Raw genomic sequence first — 17,916 nt, 5'->3', positions numbered from 1 at the left:
CTACCACCTGCTTTCTACAAAATCATATACCCAGCGCTCAGTGTCAAGTATCTGTGACACGTCAGGGTTTTCTATAACTGTATGACTCGCCATACACTCCTCTATTATCCTGTATATATCGAGGAAGCGTATCTTCCTGTCAAGGAATTTTGCCACTGCGCACTCATTTGCCGCATTGAATACAGTCGGCATTGAACCGCCATCTGCTATGGCAGAATACGCATACTTTAATCCCTTAAATGTATCCATGTCCGGCTTCTCAAGAAGAATCGAGTTCATAGTCCAGAAGTCCAGTCTGTCACCGGCCATGTATCTTCTCTCCGGATAACACAAAGCGTACTGTATCGGAAGCTTCATGTCCGGAGTTCCAAGCTGTGCTATGACTGCGCCATCCCTGTACTCAACCATCGAGTGGATTATGCTCTGTGGCTGGACTACCACCTGGATATTCTTCGGCTTCACATCAAAGAGCCACTTTGCCTCTATAACCTCAAGTCCCTTGTTGACCATGGTTGCTGAATCTATTGTTATCTTTCTTCCCATACTCCAGTTTGGATGCTTGAGCGCATCCTCCACCTGAACATTCTCAAGAAATGCGGTATCCTTTCCCCTGAAAGGCCCACCTGACGCTGTGAGCAGTATCTTCTCCACATCGCCGTGCACATTTCCCTGAAGGGACTGGAATATAGCGGAATGTTCGCTGTCAACAGGCAGTATCGCTACATTCTTCTCCGCCGCCAGCGGCATGATGATATGTCCCGCTGTCACCAGAGTCTCTTTATTGGCAAGTGCTATGTCCTTTCCCGCATTTATGGCTGCTATAGTCGGTCTTATTCCGATCATGCCAACTATTGCCGTGACAAGGATGTCTGATGACGAAAGCTCTGCTATCTCTATCAATCCGTCCATGCCCGCAACAACTCTTATGTCAGTGTCCGCAAGGCACTCTCTGAGTCTCGCAGCATTCTCTTCGCTCCATATTCCCACAACCTCAGGCGAAAACTCCCTCGCCTGTTTTTCCAGGAGCTCTATATTACTTCCGGCGGCAAGCGCCACTATATTCAGATCTTCCTGAACCCTAACTATCTCAAGGGTCTGTGTTCCAATTGAACCTGTAGAGCCAATTATCGCTACATTCTTCATGTTATCCTCCTGTATCCGGATTTACCGGATCATCTATCCGAATATAATAGGCAGTATCCAGTGAACCCACTGGGCACTGCCCATCATGTATCCTACAGCAGATATACAAGCAGATAATAAATTATCGGTGCTGTAAATATTATGCTGTCAAATCTGTCCAATATTCCTCCGTGACCCGGAATCAGCTTTCCGTAGTCCTTGATGTCGTTATTTCTCTTTATCGCAGATGCTGCCAGATCTCCAATAACCGCCGGAAGTGCACCGACAGCGCCGACAACTGCAAAAAGTAATGGCGCATAGTTCATGGTGTCTACATACTTATCAAACAGTATGCCAAACACTGCTCCGAATACACCTGCTCCAACGATACCGCCGATAAGACCCTCTATGCTCTTCTTAGGGCTGAGCACAGGTGCCATCTTGTGCTTTCCGAGGGCTCTTCCCACGAAGTAAGCACATGTATCATTTATCCATGAGCTGACAAATATCAGCAGGACAAGTACCAGTCCATGCTCCATGTTTCTTATGAGATATACAAATGACAGCATGACACTTACATAGAAGAAATCCATAAATGCCGCCATGATCTGTTTATCGCTGTATGTTGGGAATGTCAGCACATACACAGCAAGCATAACCAATAAATATACGACCATCATAGGAACAATAGTGTCCATACGATCCAGGTATATGGCTATATAATACAGAACTGTCGCCAGGTAACACACGATTCCCGGAGTCTTCTTGTTCACTCCGTATACTCTGAGCAGCTCCATATTGCCCACAAGGGATACCAGAGCCATAAGGCCGCATGTTACTATCCCTCCAAAATATAATGTGATGGCCAGTATCACTACCAGAACCGCACCACTTATCACTCTCTGTTTCATTAACTAATATCCTCCGGATAACTATTTTGCATCTCCGAATCTTCTCTCTCTCTTATTGTAGTACCTCACGGCTTCTATCAGAGAATCCATGTCAAAATCAGGCCACAGTGTATCTGTGAAATAAAACTCAGAATATGCAAGCTGCCATGGGAGGAAGTTGGATGTTCTCTCCTCACCGCTTGTCCTTATTAGCAGATCAGGATCAGGCACACCCTTTGTGTCGAGATATTCCGCAAACAGGCTCTCGTCAATGTCATCCGCACTGATCTTTCCCGCATCGGCATCCTTCATGATCTTCTTCACCGCCCTGACAATCTCATCACGTCCACCGTAGTTTATCGCTATATGGAACTGAAGTCCTGTATTCCCCGCAGTCTCCCTCTCCAGATCATCCATCTTCTGAACTATATCCTCCGGGAGGCCCTCTCGCTTACCTATGAGGTTAACCTTCATGTTGGAGTTGTTAGATCTCTCTATACTGTCAACCAGGTACTTTCTGAAAAGATTCATGATACCTGTGACTTCCTCAACAGACCTCTTCCAGTTCTCCGTGGAAAAAGCATACACTGTAAGATACTTTATTCCAAGCTTATCACAATTTTCACATATAGCCTCTAGAGCCTTCGCACCCTCTGCGTGTCCATAGTTTCTGGGAAGAAATCTCTTCTTTGCCCATCTGCCATTTCCATCCATGATCACAGCCACGTGCTCCGGCACATTAAGTAATTCTCCGTTAATCTCTCTCTTCATATTCTCTCCGCATTCCATTTGAGGGATACATCATATCCATGATTATTATACTGTCATGATCTCCTTGGATTTTGACTCAACAGCCTTGTCGATCTGACCAACGTACTTATCTGTGAGCTTCTGGATCTTGTCCTCGTTGTCCTTGAGCTCATCCTCGCTTATGTCTCCGTTCTTCTCCATCTTCTTGATGGCATCGTTGGCATCACGTCTGATGTTTCTTATAGCGACCTTTGTGCCCTCACCCTTCTTCTTGATATCCTTGACGAGCTCTTTTCTTCTGTCCTCTGTGAGCTCTGGGAAGTTGAGGATGATGTTTCTTCCATCGTTGTTAGGTGTGATTCCAAGATCAGAATTCATGATAGCCTTCTCTATCTCCTTGACAAGTGATGGCTCCCATGGTGCGATGACCAGTGTTCTGGCCTCTGGAACAGTTATATTTGCAAGCTGCTGCATAGGTGTTGGAACTCCATAATACTCAACCTTGATCTTGTTGAGGATGTTAGGGTTCGCTCTTCCTGCTCTGATGGTAGCATACTCAGCCTCAAGATTCTCAACTGACTTCTGCATCTTCTCTTCGTACTGTGTTAACATGATTCATTCCTCCTGGATTATATATTTTTCTTATTATTTTCCCTTTTATTCCGCATTCACATATGTTCCAGTGAAACCGCCTGTAACGGCTTTCACTATGCTGTTCTCATCATTCAGGCCAAACAGCATCATAGGCATCTTGTTCTCCATAGCAAGAACTGCTGAGGCAAGATCTATTACTCCGAGCTTGTTATCTACTATATCGCTCATCTTCATGCTGTCATACTTCTTAGCGTTCGGATTGGTCTTTGGATCACTGTCATATACTCCATCGATGGCCTTACCTGAAAGAATGACATCTGCCTGAACCTCTATTGCCATAAGCACTGTCGCCATATCTGTTGAGAAATATGGATGGCCGATTCCACCTGCAAAAAATACGACATCTCCCTGCTCCATATATGCGATTGCCTTGTCCTTGTCAAAAAGCTCAGTCATATTACCACATACAAATGGTGTCATGATGTGTGTCTTTATTCCGCAGCTTCTGAAGCTGTCCGCTGTGTAGATACAGTTCATGACAGTTGCCAACATTCCTATGGAATCCGCCTTAACTCTGTCCATGTTGTCTGAAGTTCTTCCTCTCCAGAAGTTTCCTCCTCCTATTACTACACATACCTGTATTCCCTTGTCTACTATCTGCTTTACCTGATTGGACACATCTCTGACTGTCTCCTCGTCAAAACCATGTTTCTTATCACCGGCAAGAGCTTCACCGCTCATCTTGAGCAGAATTCTGTCCATCTTCATATCGCGATCCATCCTTTGTGTTCAAATTTTATTATTCATATTATATATCGTCATATCCTAGCATGATAACCCATGCAGACATCTGCCTGACGACCTGATTCATTATAGCACATACCCTTTACATTTCAAAGTAAAAAAGAAAGGCACATATCACTGTGTACACGTGCATATGATATGTGCCTTGCTGTTATGCTTATTTCTGTTATATGTCACCCGACATCCTGCTTTCAGATCCCAGATATCATCAATAGCCATCAGAATAATCTGACTCCGTCGATACAATGGAATCCACATCATCCTGAACTGTAAATGTATCAAGATCAAGCTGATTCTCACAGCCTGAATCATTGATGATGTTGTAGCTTATATTCTGTACGGTAGCTGACGGTGTATAATTCATGTCGTCGAACAGGAATCTGTGAAGTGCTGTGACATTCGTTGCGAGATCACAGGCAACGACATAGCTCACCTCATCCATGGTAGGACTGGCGATGGTAAACGGGAATCCTGTTGTAGTAGACAGCTTGTAGTTGAAGCAGGATTTTGCCATATCAATGATCTCTTCCTCTGTAAGGCTTGATGCAACATCATCCACAACCACGTTGATACAATCAAGCAGCTTGGAGATTCCTGCTGTCTTTGCCGCCTCTATCATCTTGGAGATAACTGTTCTCTGTCTCCATGTTCTTGTTATATCACCCTCATCTGTACTTCTGATTCTTGAGTAGGCTGTAGCCTGCACACCGTTCAGATGAACGACACCTGTGTCATATACATAATCTGAATAAATACCATTTACACCCATCTGCTCGTCAATACACTGGTTGAGCTTATAAAGCTCCTCCTCCTTCAGCTCTATATCAATTCCACCCAGGGCATCGATGGCTTCTGTGAGGGCTGTGAAATTGACCGCAACGTAATCTGTTATATTCAGGTCAAGGTTCTTATTTATCATATTGACAGCGCCCTGTGCTCCGCCGTATGCGTATGCATGAGCTGCCTTCTCGTATGACTGGCTGTCATTACAGAGCTCAAGGTAAGTATCTCTGTACAGTGAGAGAAGCTTGACCTCCTGTGTATCATTGTTGATGCTACAGATGATTATACTGTCTGAACGCACTCCTTCGTCAACCATGCCTGCATCTCTGGTATCTATACCAAACAATGCGATGTTGGTGTATCCTGTCATCTTCTTGACTGTTTCTTCATCCAGATCCTCATTTATATGAGTGTCCTTCAGCTCTTTGTACTGCATCTTGTTATATGTGTTGTTGATGTACGACTTCACAAACAGAACGCCTATGACTATGGCTGCAACAACCTCGATTGCAAGTATGATTCCCCATACTCTGTTCTTTTTCTTTCTCTTCTGATCCTTCATATCCTGCTCTTCTTCCGCATATTCATCTTCATAATATTCATCATCCGATGTATAAGCTTCCTCTTCTGATGCCGCATCCTCTTCATCGTCTGCGCCCGGTCCAAATGCGCTGTCGGAATAATCATCCTTTGCAATACCGGTTCTGCCATGATCATCTGAATAATCATTGGCATCGTCATCGTAATCATCTTCATCGTCAAAAAGCATCTCTCCGGCATATCTGCCCTTAACACGCTTCATATCATCGTCATCATGACCACTCATTTTATTTCCCATATTTTTCTCCTAAATATCGAATGTATCTGTCAAAATTTAACTCATATAGCAATACATTTTACTACAAATATCTCATCAATTCAACGGGATACACATAATTCACACATTTTTTATACTTGATCAGTCAGCCAGGATAAACTTGTCCACCACCGGCACAAGTCCGTCCTCGTCATTTGACAATGTTATATAATCGGCATGTTCCTTCACTATGTCCTGTGCATTTGCCATGGCGACTCCCACCCCGGCATACTCTATCATCGTGAGGTCATTATATCCGTCACCGCACGCCACAAGATCCTTTCTGTCCATATCAAGGATCTCAAGAAGCTTCTCAAGGGATGTTGCCTTGTGAACATTTGGCGGCATGATCTCCACAAAATATGGCTCCGAGCGGAATATGTTAAGCTGATCACCGAACTTTTCTGCAAGCTCCTGCTCTATCTTCTCCGCCTTGTCAGGATCTGCGGTAAGAAGACATTTGTTGAGAGGGAAATCGATATATTCCCTGAAGTTATCTATCCTCATGATCTCCATATGATTGATACTTGCCTCAAATGTCATGTATCCGTCTATATCAGTTCCGGTTATAACTCGGTCTCCATCGTATGTCACCATTCCGCAGCCCGCTTTCAGACAGTAATCATATATATCCCTCACCACATCATTGTCAAGCACAGCCTGATATACCACCTCACCGGTACTGTAATCGACGATCCTTCCGCCGTTGAAAGCAAGCACATATCCGCCAAATCTGTCAAGCTCTATGGTGTCTGCTATCTTCCTTATTCCAGGCAGTGGACGTCCCGATGCTATCGCAACGATATGCCCCTTCTCCTGTGCCTCTATTATTTTCTCCAGCGTTGCCGGAGTAATATCCTTCTGAGTATTTGTCAGCGTTCCGTCAATATCAAGTGCCAGTAATTTTTTACTCATTTTATCCTCCATAATGTTATAACATAATTTGCTATATATTTTCTCCTTGATGCTATATAATGTCATAGTTAGGATGCCGTTACGTCATCCTGCCGCCCATTTCTGACTTTAGGAGAAATCACATGGATATAAACATATACGTTAATCAGAAAAAAATCAACCCTTTGTATCAGAAAGCCATCGCCGAGTACGTCAAGAGACTTTCTCCATACTGTACTCTGTCTATAGTATGTGTTGCAGGGAAAATTAAATGCACATCAGGGAAAAACACCACAAACTACTGCATATCCGGCTCCGATACCATCTCATCTGAGGACTACGCAGCCCGCATCAACAGTCTGACTTCAAGCGGTACCTCAAAGATAAACTTCTACATAGGGTACGATGAATCACTCACAGCTGATATGGAAAATTTCTCTCTCTGTTCAGTACAGCCGTCCGCCGAGATGACTGCCCTCCTGCTGTCCGAGCAGACCTACAGGGCATACACTATCCTGAACAACATAACCTACCACAAATAATCCCTGTCAGCTCCGGCTTATGATCGCAAGCTGCTCCGCCAGCGTCACCCTTATGAGCTGATGCGGAAATGTCATATCCGACACGCTCATCCTGTAATCAGCCCTCCTCACTATATCTGCAGCAAGTCCAAGAGATCCCCCTATCACAAATGTAACCGTGTCATGTCCGCGCTCCGATGCCCTGCGGACCTGATCGGCAAGTCCTTCCGTGGTCGTCTTCTTTCCTTCTATACACAGTGCCATAACATAGTCGTCTCTCCCGATCACATGTCTCAGCCTGTCCGCCTCGGCCTCAATGATCATGGCATTTACCTTGTCGCCAGCCTTCTGAGGTATCCTCTCGTCAGGAACCTCGCATATCTCCAGACGTCCTCTCTTGTCGATCTCCTTCTTATATTCATTTAACATCTGCGTAAAATGCTGTTCCTTTATCCTGCCGACGCAGGCAATCCTGTATATCATATGAACTCCTTCAGATCAGGCCTGATCAGCCCTCATCCTGTCAAATATCTTCAGTTCTTCCTCTGTATTTTTCTGCGTGCACACACTTACTCCAATGGTGAACAGCAGACTCACTGCAAATCCAACCACGTCACCGCTGATACCCGAGTATGCCGCCAGGCTGCCTCCGTTCACAAACGGGAGATATTTCCACATAACAAATGTGAGTATTCCTGCTATTATTCCGGCATACATGCCTTTTCCGGTCGCATGCCTGTACGTCAGTGTACAGAAAAGAGGAGCCGCAAGTGCCGCCGCACACAATCCCCAGTTTTCGGCGATCATATGCTCTCTGTTGAATTCAACAAACTCTGCCACCAGGAAAACGCAGCATCCGGTCAGCACAACAACACCTATATCTATAAGAAGCTTTGCGATTCCACCGGCTCTTGAGATTGCAGGAACAAGCCCTCTTATATGTTCGCATATATTTCTCATGAACGATTCCAGCATTACGACAACCGCCGCTATAAACACCATAAGCGCGGCAAATCTGAACACATACGCATAGGTTCCCGTTCCAAGCAGCTTCTTGAGCATCAGGTTGTACACCTGGAATGAGTTCATATTTGCCCATGCCTTCTCAGGATAGAGCACCGGTACGACCAGAAGTGCCAGTATACAGCTTGAAAGTATTGTGAACCCTTCAAAGATTACAGCCCATATTCTTCCGACATCGAGCTCCTTGATATCCCGGATATTTAAGACACCCTTGTACATCAGCGGCATGGCTATACATCCAAGTCCTACTCCCGTCATGGATATCGCACTTCCTATATCCACTGTTTTGCCATCGTAATACAGTATATTCAGATAAATGCTGGTTCCCCCTGCAAGCCTTGATCTCCTGTAATTGTCAAGTATCTCCCTCGCATCCATCCTGTAAAATACCAGTCCGATCATCGTCAGACATACGATTATAACCATTATGAACACTATTGTCTTGATTATTCCCATCAGCTTATTGTCAACCAGTATGGTGGCAAGGATGAGAAATGACACTATGATGGCAAGGCTTATGCTCTCCGGCATGTCCATAAAATAGGCGACAACCGATACGATAACCTTGAGAACAGACACCAGTATCAGGCCAAGCGTCACTATCCATATGACGGACACCAGATCTTTCAGCTTCCATGCCCCATATCTTGCTGCGAACAGCTCCGGAGCATTGTGTATCTTTTTAGGGGATATCTCAGCATACGAATTCATACGCTTTGACAGAAATATCCATCCGACAACATTGCCCACGAACAATCCCATGGCCACAAGGCACTGTCCTGCACCATGTATTACTATATTAATAGGCAGCAGAAATATGACCCACAATATTACATCATTGGCGCATACCTGCCCTGCGGTGGACACACCGCCACAGTTCTGCCTTTTGATTCCAAATACTCTCTTATCACTAAAAACAGACATGTATCAGCCACTCCATTCTTTTATCTGAATCTTCGTTATCATTTTTATATAATATACCCTGCTCATTCTACCACAGTTGAAGTTTTGCCGCCACCATCATATTTATTGTGACATTTGCCGAAATGTTACCATCAATTGCATTATTTTTTCAATAGTACAAAAACTAGTGATGTGTTATAATTTGAACCGTATGGGCTTTTACATATTTATTACATATTTTTTACCTGTCAGAAACACAGGTAAAATTCATTTTACTCAGGAGGGCTATAATTTTGGATTTATTTTCTATTTTAACATTGCTCGGAGGCGTAGGTTTATTTCTGTTCGGAATGAATCTCATGGGTGCCTCGCTGAAGAATCTCGCCGGTGGCAGTCTGGAAAAGGTTCTTGAGAAACTTACAACCGGAAAAAATCAGTTCACGGGAACTATCAAGGGTTTTACACTCGGTACAGCCGTAACAGCCATCATTCAGAGTTCGGCAGCAACGACCATCATGCTCATCGGCTTTGTAAATGCCGGAATCATGAAGCTTGGGCAGGCCATACCTGTCGTGTTTGGTGCCAACATCGGTAGTACCGCGACCGCACAGATCCTTCGTCTCGGAGATCTTGCGGAGACTAATATTCTTCTTAAACTTTTAAAACCGTCATCATTTGCTCCTATCCTTATATGTATAGGTGCATTTATCATACTATTTACAAATAACAACAAGAAACGTGATATTGCAAGTATTCTTGTTGGTCTTGGAATCCTCTTTCTCGGCATGAATACCATGGAGGGTGTATTTGCGCCACTCAAGGAATCAGAGAGCTTCCAGAATCTGTTCACATCGTTTAATAACCCATTACTTGGTATTTTAATAGGACTTGTGCTCACAGCCATCATACAGAGTTCATCTGCATCAGTAGGTATACTCCAGGCCATTTCGTCCACAGGCGTCGTTACATACGGAACAGCCATTCCTATCATTATCGGTCAGAACATCGGTAAGTGTATGACCATTATCCTCGGGGGAATCGGTGCGAACAAGAAGGCAAAGAGAGTTTCTCTCTCATATCTTCTCTTTAACATATTCGGAGCTGTGTTCTTTGTTATTGTCACATACGGACTTCAGCTTTTCATAGACATGCCTTTCATGGACAAGGTCGTAAACCGTGGTAACATTGCAAACGTCCACTTCCTGTTCAACTTTATCATAAGCCTGATACTTCTGCCATTCTCCAATCAGGTGGCAAAACTTACAGGAAAGATCATCAGGGACGACGAGGAGTCCAAGATCGACAAAGAGCTCGCCACACTGGATCCTAGACTTATCGCTACCCCTTCCATCGCTATTTCACAGGCAAGAAATGTCATGTTTGCCATGGCTGACTGCATAAGAGAGAACTTTGCAATAGCATGCAGACTCATCAGTGATTTCAATGAAGAAGATGCCGCCAAACTCGAGGAGAATGAGGATTTCATAGACAAATGTGAGAGCTCACTCAACAACTTCCTCCTCAAGGTAACATCACAGAACAACATGTCCAGATCCGAACGACTTGATGTGTCTGAGCTTCTGAACAGTCTGAGTGATATGGAAAGGATTGGTGACCACTGTGAGAATCTTCTCGTTGTATCGAGAAATATAATAGATCAGAAGATAAACTTCTCAGATCAGGGAATGAAGGAGATCCATACAGCGCTCAAGGCGACTAACAATATTATTGATATGACTCTGAACGCCTTCAAGGAGGACGATCTTCAGGCAATATCAAGAATAGAGCCACTTGCACAGACCATCAGCGAGATAACAGAGCTTATAAAGGATCACCACGTTGTGAGACTTCAGATGGGCGAATGTGGTATCCCTGGAGGATTTGCACTGGTTGACATTCTCACAAGTCTTGACAGGATCGGAAGCCACTGTAAGAACATCGGCCTTCACATTGCCAAGAAGATCAGGGGTATCCATATGGACGAGATGCACGGACACATCTACATCACCGGATACAAGACATCTGAGGAATACAAGGCTCTGTATGCATATTATTCATCCATGTATGCCGATCCGATAACAGAAGGCTTTGATGCCAGCATCCGCGAACTCCGTGAGTTAACAACACCTGATGAACCTGATAACAAAGCTAAGGTTTCCGGCGACGAGCAAAAGAATGAGTCAAAGAACGACCAGAAGTCCGACCAGAAGAAAAAGTCATCAGCAAAAAACAAAGTAGCCGACAGGCACGAAAAGATAAAAGAAAAGATAAACGAGAAATATCCTGAAAAGGGTAAAAAGAACTCCAAGAAAAAGTAAAGGAATATAACAAACTGCTATGTGAAAAAGCTCTGCACAGATAATACACTGTGCAGAGCTTTTTCGTTATATTTATATTGTAGTTTATATGCCTGGTCTTTAAAAACATATCAGTCACGGCTGTAATTGACGATCATATAGCCATCTTCTATCTCTATCCTTGCATCCTCCGATACAACCCGGTTGCTCACTCCAAGGCTGTCTCCTATCTCAAATGTACGATTCTCCACGTTGTATTCAAACCCTGTAAGTGTTACCCCCGTGACGCATCCACCGTACGGTATAAAAGATATATAATCGTATCCCTCCAGCCGGCTTATTCCGGCACTGGAATTTATCATGGTTATTACATTATGGTCATCCTCTATATACGCATTTACGCCTTTATCCGCACATTCCTTGAGTAGCCCTATGTTTGCCATTGTGTGATCAAGTCTTGTTCCTGTGGCCCCCGATATATAAATATCCGTAGCACCTTCCTCCATGGCATGCATGATGGCTACATGAGTATCCGTGAAGTCCTTGTGTGTGTCCAGATCAACAAACTGTATGGAGTGCATCTTTTTAGCCATCTTCCTGTACACGCCCACAGTCACCTTGCTGGCTGAATCAAAGTCACCCACGATCACATCTGGTACTATTCCTATCTTATTGCAGGTCTCTATACCCTTGTCCACAGCTATCACTCTGCTGCTTTCAAGGTGTCTGTCCATGATTCCCTGAAGTGAATACAGATCAACTCTGCCTCCGGATATTATAATATAACTCTTCATATCACTATTTGCCCTTTATTATCTATGCCTCATATTTCTCAAATACTTTGAGAAAGCTGCAGCTATTCTCATAAGCATCTCCGCCAAATACCGCAGAACCGGCAACTATGACATTTGCACCGGCTTCTATGACGTCACCCACATTCTTCAGATTGACTCCACCATCCACCTCTATATTGAGCTCAAGGCCTCTGTCATCTGCCATTTTTCTGACCTCAGCCACCTTTCTGAGTGCTGAAGGAATAAATGACTGTCCGCCGAATCCCGGATTGACACTCATAACAAGTACCATATCCAGATCGTCTATCACATAGTCAAGCACTGATACAGGAGTTGCCGGATTGAGTGCCACTCCGGCCTTCATTCCAAGCTCATGTATCCTGGCAACGGTTCTGTGCAGATGCTTACAGCTCTCTGCATGTACGGTTACCCAGTCAGCACCTGCCTTCTTGAAATCCTCAAGATATCTGTCCGGCTCCTCTATCATGAGATGCACGTCAAATATCATGTTCGTCTCTTTTCTGAGACACTTTATGACAGGCGCACCAAATGATATGTTCGGAACAAACGCACCGTCCATAACGTCAAGGTGCAGCGCAGGAACTTTCGCTCTGTCAAGCTCCGCAATGCCGTCCGCAATATGTGCAAAATCAACTGACAATAATGAAGGTGAAAGAATTATCATTACCATTTCCTCTTTTCTTTTAAGTCGTTATATATCATTACATAATCTTCGTATCTTATACGGCTTATCTCTCCGTCCGCAACCGCCTGCTTTACCAGACAATCCGGCTCACTGACATGATTGCACATGTTGAATCTGCACTCTCCCGTATATGCCGCAATATCCGGGAAATACTCCTTGAGATCCTCCGCCTCTATGGAATCAACATAGAGCGATGAAAAGCCCGGTGTGTCCATAATATATGTCCTGCCGCCAATGTGCATGAGCTCAGAATGTCTCGTGGTGTGCTTGCCACGCTTTATCTTGTCACTTATAGCGCCTGTCTGGGCCTCCGCCTCTGGCTTGATCGCATTGAGAGTAGACGACTTGCCGACTCCCGATGGCCCCGCAAACACCGTTGTGCGGTCTTTTATGATCTCCCTGAGCCTGTCTATGCCCTCGCCTTCCCTGGCGCTTATAAAGATTGTCTCATACCCGCTCTTGCTGTATGATCTGCAAGCCTCCATATTGTCCGGCGAAAGATCCGTCTTGTTAAAACAAATGATAGTCTCAACACCGCTTTTCTCCATGCTGACAAGGAATCTGTCAAGCAGGTTAAAGTTCGGCTCAGGCTCGCTCACGGCAAATATTATGATCGTCTGATCCACATTTGCCACAGCAGGTCTTATTAAAGAGTTAAATCTAGGCAATATCTCAACGATATTACCTAGATTGTTCTCAGGATCAAGTATCTCTATATTCACATTATCTCCGACAAGGGGCTTGATCTTTTTGTTTCTGAAGATGCCCTTCGCCTTACATTCGTACAAATGTCCATCCTCGGCGTCTATATAATAGAATCCACCGATTCCTTTGATTATCTTTCCTGATATGATCTCTGCCACTACTAATTACTCTCCTGTGTAAATGTAGCGGACAAACCGCCCGTGTTAAAGCTTGATGTGACATCTATTCCCTCTGAATCCGTGATGGTCACAGAGAATGATCCCTGGTTGCTCTCAAGTCCTGTAGGACCCTCAACTCCATCTATATTGATAGGGAAGTCTCCTGCACCAGCCTTGCCGCTGTATACAGAGAATGTCTGTCTGCCTATTGTGTATGAGATGTCAACTGTCACACTTCCAAATGTATCAAAATCAAACTCTATATTCGATATTGAACCGCTGAAAGATACAGAGTATGTAACCTTCTGAGGTCCCTTACTGACAACATATGACACGGTAGTTCCCTCGTCAACCTCAGTGTTGACCTCAGGATCCTGTGATATTACCTGGCCTTCCTTCACATCATCGCTGTACTCATAGCTTGGATTGCCTACCAGGTTGACCTCCTGAAGCTTATCTGCTGCATCTGCCTCAGACATACCCTTGAGGTTAGGAACTGCGATCTTCTTCGTCTCCTTACCGTTACTGATGATTATCTTGACTGTTGAGCCCTCCTCAACCTCTGTTCCGGCAACAGGATCTGAGGATATTACATGATCCTTCTCAACATTATCATCGTACGCATAGCCATGTGTTACCTTAAGTCCTGCCTCCTCGAGCAATGTTGTGGCCTGACTGTCCTCATATCCGAAAACATCCGGCACCTTGGTCTTTTCCTTGCCCGATGACACGTAAATAGTTATCTGTGTATCCTTTGTTATGGATGTTCCATCATCTATACTCTGTGATATTACATAGCCCTTCTCAACTGTGGCATCTGTCTTCTCCACAAATGTATAGTTGGTGAAGCCATTCTTCTTCATCTGCTCCTCAGCCGCAGTCTTATACAGACCTACTACATTGACCATAGGTACTGTCTCCTGTGCAGTTGTGTCGTTCGTTCCCTCTGTGGTTATGACATCGGTGCTTTCCTCCGTCTTACCCTTACCGCCCAGAATATTCCAGCCGGCTATCTTGCCTATGAGAAGTATGGCAAGTATGGCAAGAACCACCGCGATAGCAATACTTGATACCATGATTATCTTCTTAAGTCTTGGATCAAGCTCCTCTTCTCCATCGTATTCCTGCTCCTGTTCTCCATCATCTGCCACTGACTCGTCCGTATCATCCTCTTCATCGTCGTCATCTGGGAACAGATCGTCGAACTGTGACGGCGGCATAACTGGCACGTTAGCCTTGATCTCTGACGTTCTCGGACTTACAGGTGGAATCTCCGTAGTATCTGCCTTATCGACCTGTCTTCCGGTCTTGATCATCTCCATCTCCTGCTTTGTCATCTCAATGGTAGGGGATGTAGGAACGCTGGTCTTAGGCACCACTATACAATCTATATTAGGATTCTCTTTTACTCTGTTGAGATCAGCTATAAGCGCATTTGCTGTGAGATATCGTCTCTCCGGCTTCTTCTGTGTACACTTTCTTATGATCTTCTCAAGGCTTGTAGGTATATCCGGGTAATACTCCCTAGGTGATACCATCTCGCCCTGAATGTGCATCAGCGCTATAGCCACATTGTTCTCGCCTTCAAATGGAACATGTCCTGTGAGCATCTCATACATGGTGATACCGAGTGAATAAATATCACTTCTCTCATCTGAGAATCCGCCCCTTGCCTGCTCCGGTGATATGTAGTGAACACTACCCATCGCATTTGTCGTGGTCGTGCTTGACGATGCGGCTCTTGCGATTCCGAAATCAGTAACCTTCAGCGTGCCGTTGTTCGACATGATGATGTTCTGAGGCTTTATATCTCTGTGTATCGTGTGATGCTCATGGGCTGCCTGAAGTCCCTGGGCTATCTGTATGGCAAAATCGATCGCCTGCATAGGCTCTATTCTGCCGTGGGCCTGTATATATTCCTTGAGGGTGGTTCCCTCCACAAGCTCCATTACTATATAATATATTCCGTTGTCCTCACCGACATCGTATACATTCACAATATTAGGATGTGACAGCCCCGCCGCAGACTGGGCCTCTATCCTGAACTTTGTAACAAAATTAACGTCTGAGCTGAACTCAGGCTTAAGCACCTTTATGGCAACATATCTGTTTAACACATGACATTTTGCCTTATATACCTCTGACATACCGCCAGATCCAACCAATTCTATGATCTCATAACGACCGCTGAGCATCGTTCCCGGATTTAACATACCAATTTATTCCTCCCAATCTATCGCAGCTACAACGGCAGATATATTGTCCTTGCCGCCGTAGTAATTCGCTCTCTCCACCAGCTTCTCACCGACTGTCTTAAGATCATCCGACTCTGATACAATGTCCCGAATCTCGTCGTCCTCTATCATGTTCGACAAACCATCAGAACATAGAAGGATCTTATCATCCGCTGAAAGTTCTACTTCAAAGAAATCCGGAACCACATCATCACCTATTCCAAGTGCTCGGGTTATAATGTTCTTCTCTGGATGATTCCGTCCCTTATTCCTGTCGAGCTGACCATTCCTTATCAGCTCCTCAACCAATGAGTGATCAAGTGTGACCTGTCTTATCTCATTGTTAACTATATATAATCTGCTGTCACCTATATTCGCGACATACATGATTCCATCATCGATCACTGCAGCTACAAATGTCGTTCCCATACCTGCGTAATCCTCCGGATTGCTGAGCGCAAGCTTATACACCTTGTCATTGGCATATATTATCGCCCTCTTGAGCAGCGATACAGGATTGCTTATCTCGCTTTCACTTATATATTCAACTGCGGCTTCAATCGCCGTTCTGGATGCAACGTCCCCGGCCTTATGACCGCCCATGCCATCCGCAACTATGTACAGATTGCTGATAGCCCCTATTGGCTCATCTGTATAAAATATGCTGTCCTGATTCATGGAACGCTTTTTTCCAACATCTGTTATTCCAAATGATTTCATATATTCTCTCCATCAGCCTAAAATATTATCTGATACGCCACCTTGCCTATTTTAGCACAACACATAAAAAAGAACAAGACGAACTATTTATCCGTCTTGTTCTCCTCCTCATATTTACGGCGGAGCTGTCCGCACGCTGCGTCTATGTCACGCCCCATGCTTCTTCGCACCGTAGCTGTTATCTGGTTTCTCTCCAGAATATTTTTGAAATTCTCAATGGCGCTGTTATCCGCCCTCTCGTAATCCCTCTCCTTGATCGGATTTACGGGGATGAGGTTCACATGGCAGTTTCTTCCCCTTATGAGATGCGCCAGCTCGCATGCCTTCTCAGGGCTGTCATTCTGCCCTTTTACAAGAGAATACTCAAATGTTATCCTCCTGCCCGTCCTGTCAAAGTAATAATCACAGGCGTCCAGAACCTCTGCAATGCTGTATCTGTTAGCTATCGGCATGAGTGCCCTTCTGTCCTCGTCATTTGGCGCGTGAAGCGACAATGCAAATGTAATGGAAAGCCCTATATCCGCAAGCCTCTTTATCTCAGGCACTAAACCGCAGCTCGACACTGTGACATTTCTCTGGCTTATGTTCAGTCCATTCTCGTCCGTCAGCATCTCTATGAACCTGACAAGATTGTCAAAGTTATCCAGCGGCTCTCCTGTTCCCATCACGACCACATTTGACACACGCTCACCTGTTATCTTCTGGATGCTGTATATCTGTGACAGCATCTCGGACGCTGTGAGATTCCTCACCAGCCCGCCTATGGTCGATGCACAGAACCTGCAGCCCATACGGCAGCCCACCTGGGATGATATGCACACGGAATTGCCATGCTTGTACTTCATGAGCACGCTCTCTATGACATTCCCATCATGGAGTCTGAACAGGAATTTATTTGTGCCGTCATCCTCTGAAATGAGTCTGGTGACAACGCTCACACCATATATTCCATATTCATCCATCTTCTCTCTGAGGCTTTTCGGCAGATTGGTCATCTCCTCCGTTCCGTCCGCAAGCTTCACATGAAACCACTGATATATCTGCTTCGCCCTGAATGCCGGCTGACCGGCACCGGTGACCCAGTTCCTGAGTTCTTCCATATTCATTGATTTCAGATCCGGCTGTCTAATATCCTTATCTTCTCTATCCTTTACTTCCATAC

The 17,916-nt window shown here is 44.8% G+C and carries 17 protein-coding genes; 2 read left to right on the top strand and 15 right to left on the bottom strand.

Going from position 1 to position 17,916, the window contains the following annotated elements:
* The 7 genes from dxr to DXB91_RS08285 all read right to left on the bottom strand — a co-directional run bounded on the left by dxr (position 1) and on the right by DXB91_RS08285 (position 6,714).
* Entirely contained in the window at positions 1 to 1,143 is a 1,143-nt protein-coding gene (gene dxr, locus DXB91_RS08315; RefSeq protein WP_118017486.1) for a 1-deoxy-D-xylulose-5-phosphate reductoisomerase, read from the bottom strand.
* A gap of 92 nt (positions 1,144 to 1,235) precedes the next feature.
* The gene (locus DXB91_RS08310) at positions 1,236 to 2,033 is read right to left on the bottom strand and encodes a phosphatidate cytidylyltransferase (RefSeq protein WP_118017484.1); all 798 of its coding nucleotides are present in this window, start codon (positions 2,031 to 2,033) and stop codon (positions 1,236 to 1,238) included.
* A gap of 21 nt (positions 2,034 to 2,054) precedes the next feature.
* Positions 2,055 to 2,783 (bottom strand): isoprenyl transferase, encoded by a 729-nt coding sequence (locus DXB91_RS08305; protein ID WP_022216775.1) that lies wholly within the window; start codon positions 2,781 to 2,783, stop codon positions 2,055 to 2,057.
* 45 nt (positions 2,784 to 2,828) lie between these two features.
* Entirely contained in the window at positions 2,829 to 3,374 is a 546-nt protein-coding gene (frr, locus tag DXB91_RS08300; protein WP_118017482.1) for a ribosome recycling factor, read from the bottom strand.
* A gap of 45 nt (positions 3,375 to 3,419) precedes the next feature.
* Positions 3,420 to 4,118 carry a UMP kinase gene (gene pyrH / locus DXB91_RS08295; protein ID WP_055145001.1) on the bottom strand — a complete coding sequence of 233 codons (699 nt, stop codon included), beginning with the start codon at positions 4,116 to 4,118 and terminating at the stop codon, positions 3,420 to 3,422.
* A gap of 250 nt (positions 4,119 to 4,368) precedes the next feature.
* Complete coding sequence (locus tag DXB91_RS08290) at positions 4,369 to 5,781, bottom strand: LCP family protein (protein ID WP_118017480.1); 1,413 nt, start codon at positions 5,779 to 5,781, stop codon at positions 4,369 to 4,371.
* Between the two features lie 120 nt (positions 5,782 to 5,901).
* Positions 5,902 to 6,714: a Cof-type HAD-IIB family hydrolase gene (locus tag DXB91_RS08285; protein ID WP_118017478.1), complete on the bottom strand. Its 813-nt coding sequence runs from the start codon at positions 6,712 to 6,714 to the stop codon at positions 5,902 to 5,904.
* Between the two features lie 122 nt (positions 6,715 to 6,836).
* Between DXB91_RS08285 and DXB91_RS08280 the strand changes: the two genes are divergently transcribed.
* Positions 6,837 to 7,235: a 23S rRNA (pseudouridine(1915)-N(3))-methyltransferase RlmH gene (locus DXB91_RS08280; RefSeq protein ID WP_015534825.1), complete on the top strand. Its 399-nt coding sequence runs from the start codon at positions 6,837 to 6,839 to the stop codon at positions 7,233 to 7,235.
* 6 nt (positions 7,236 to 7,241) lie between these two features.
* Here the strand turns inward: DXB91_RS08280 and DXB91_RS08275 are convergent, their stop codons facing one another.
* Together DXB91_RS08275 and DXB91_RS08270 are read right to left on the bottom strand one after the other, a co-directional pair.
* On the bottom strand, positions 7,242 to 7,697 hold the full coding sequence (locus DXB91_RS08275; protein WP_117549065.1) for a 23S rRNA (pseudouridine(1915)-N(3))-methyltransferase RlmH: 456 nt from the start codon (positions 7,695 to 7,697) through the stop codon (positions 7,242 to 7,244).
* Between the two features lie 15 nt (positions 7,698 to 7,712).
* A complete protein-coding gene (locus tag DXB91_RS08270) occupies positions 7,713 to 9,161 on the bottom strand; it encodes a hypothetical protein (protein WP_118017476.1) in 1,449 nt (482 codons plus the stop codon).
* Between the two features lie 272 nt (positions 9,162 to 9,433).
* On the opposite strand from DXB91_RS08270, the gene DXB91_RS08265 reads away from it, so the two are divergent.
* The gene (locus tag DXB91_RS08265; protein ID WP_243003550.1) at positions 9,434 to 11,458 is read left to right on the top strand and encodes a Na/Pi cotransporter family protein; all 2,025 of its coding nucleotides are present in this window, start codon (positions 9,434 to 9,436) and stop codon (positions 11,456 to 11,458) included.
* 110 nt (positions 11,459 to 11,568) lie between these two features.
* On the opposite strand, the gene DXB91_RS08260 is transcribed toward DXB91_RS08265, so the two are convergent.
* The 6 genes from DXB91_RS08260 to rlmN form a co-directional block, all read right to left on the bottom strand.
* Complete coding sequence (locus tag DXB91_RS08260) at positions 11,569 to 12,231, bottom strand: thiamine diphosphokinase (protein ID WP_055224121.1); 663 nt, start codon at positions 12,229 to 12,231, stop codon at positions 11,569 to 11,571.
* Between the two features lie 22 nt (positions 12,232 to 12,253).
* A complete protein-coding gene (gene rpe, locus DXB91_RS08255; RefSeq protein ID WP_117549067.1) occupies positions 12,254 to 12,916 on the bottom strand; it encodes a ribulose-phosphate 3-epimerase in 663 nt (220 codons plus the stop codon).
* Positions 12,916 to 13,788: a ribosome small subunit-dependent GTPase A gene (rsgA, locus tag DXB91_RS08250; protein WP_117549456.1), complete on the bottom strand. Its 873-nt coding sequence runs from the start codon at positions 13,786 to 13,788 to the stop codon at positions 12,916 to 12,918. The genes rpe and rsgA overlap by 1 nt, the downstream gene beginning before the upstream one ends.
* 14 nt (positions 13,789 to 13,802) lie before the next feature.
* Positions 13,803 to 16,013, bottom strand: a complete 2,211-nt coding sequence (gene pknB, locus DXB91_RS08245) for a Stk1 family PASTA domain-containing Ser/Thr kinase (RefSeq protein WP_117874270.1) — start codon at positions 16,011 to 16,013, stop codon at positions 13,803 to 13,805.
* A 6-nt stretch (positions 16,014 to 16,019) separates the two neighbouring features.
* Entirely contained in the window at positions 16,020 to 16,754 is a 735-nt protein-coding gene (locus tag DXB91_RS08240; RefSeq protein ID WP_015534819.1) for a Stp1/IreP family PP2C-type Ser/Thr phosphatase, read from the bottom strand.
* An 83-nt stretch (positions 16,755 to 16,837) separates the two neighbouring features.
* Positions 16,838 to 17,914 carry a 23S rRNA (adenine(2503)-C(2))-methyltransferase RlmN gene (gene rlmN / locus DXB91_RS08235; RefSeq protein ID WP_118017474.1) on the bottom strand — a complete coding sequence of 359 codons (1,077 nt, stop codon included), beginning with the start codon at positions 17,912 to 17,914 and terminating at the stop codon, positions 16,838 to 16,840.
* Positions 17,915 to 17,916: the final 2 nt, after the last annotated feature.

It is taken from the genome of Coprococcus sp. OM06-34AC, assembly GCF_003462545.1.
Lineage (GTDB): Bacteria > Bacillota > Clostridia > Lachnospirales > Lachnospiraceae > Coprococcus > Coprococcus aceti.
The sequence above is the reverse complement of the archived record's forward strand: the minus strand, read 5'-3'. Positions and strand labels throughout refer to the sequence as shown.

Coding starts and splice junctions, on each gene's coding strand:
- dxr (WP_118017486.1), bottom strand. CDS start 1,143: ATGAAGAATGTAGCGATAATTGGCTCTACAGGTTCAATTGGAACACAG.
- DXB91_RS08310 (WP_118017484.1), bottom strand. CDS start 2,033: ATGAAACAGAGAGTGATAAGTGGTGCGGTTCTGGTAGTGATACTGGCC.
- DXB91_RS08305 (WP_022216775.1), bottom strand. CDS start 2,783: ATGAAGAGAGAGATTAACGGAGAATTACTTAATGTGCCGGAGCACGTG.
- frr (WP_118017482.1), bottom strand. CDS start 3,374: ATGTTAACACAGTACGAAGAGAAGATGCAGAAGTCAGTTGAGAATCTT.
- pyrH (WP_055145001.1), bottom strand. CDS start 4,118: ATGGACAGAATTCTGCTCAAGATGAGCGGTGAAGCTCTTGCCGGTGAT.
- DXB91_RS08290 (WP_118017480.1), bottom strand. CDS start 5,781: ATGGGAAATAAAATGAGTGGTCATGATGACGATGATATGAAGCGTGTT.
- DXB91_RS08285 (WP_118017478.1), bottom strand. CDS start 6,714: ATGAGTAAAAAATTACTGGCACTTGATATTGACGGAACGCTGACAAAT.
- DXB91_RS08280 (WP_015534825.1), top strand. CDS start 6,837: ATGGATATAAACATATACGTTAATCAGAAAAAAATCAACCCTTTGTAT.
- DXB91_RS08275 (WP_117549065.1), bottom strand. CDS start 7,697: ATGATATACAGGATTGCCTGCGTCGGCAGGATAAAGGAACAGCATTTT.
- DXB91_RS08270 (WP_118017476.1), bottom strand. CDS start 9,161: ATGTCTGTTTTTAGTGATAAGAGAGTATTTGGAATCAAAAGGCAGAAC.
- DXB91_RS08260 (WP_055224121.1), bottom strand. CDS start 12,231: ATGAAGAGTTATATTATAATATCCGGAGGCAGAGTTGATCTGTATTCA.
- rpe (WP_117549067.1), bottom strand. CDS start 12,916: ATGATAATTCTTTCACCTTCATTATTGTCAGTTGATTTTGCACATATT.
- pknB (WP_117874270.1), bottom strand. CDS start 16,013: ATGTTAAATCCGGGAACGATGCTCAGCGGTCGTTATGAGATCATAGAA.
- DXB91_RS08240 (WP_015534819.1), bottom strand. CDS start 16,754: ATGAAATCATTTGGAATAACAGATGTTGGAAAAAAGCGTTCCATGAAT.
- rlmN (WP_118017474.1), bottom strand. CDS start 17,914: ATGGAAGTAAAGGATAGAGAAGATAAGGATATTAGACAGCCGGATCTG.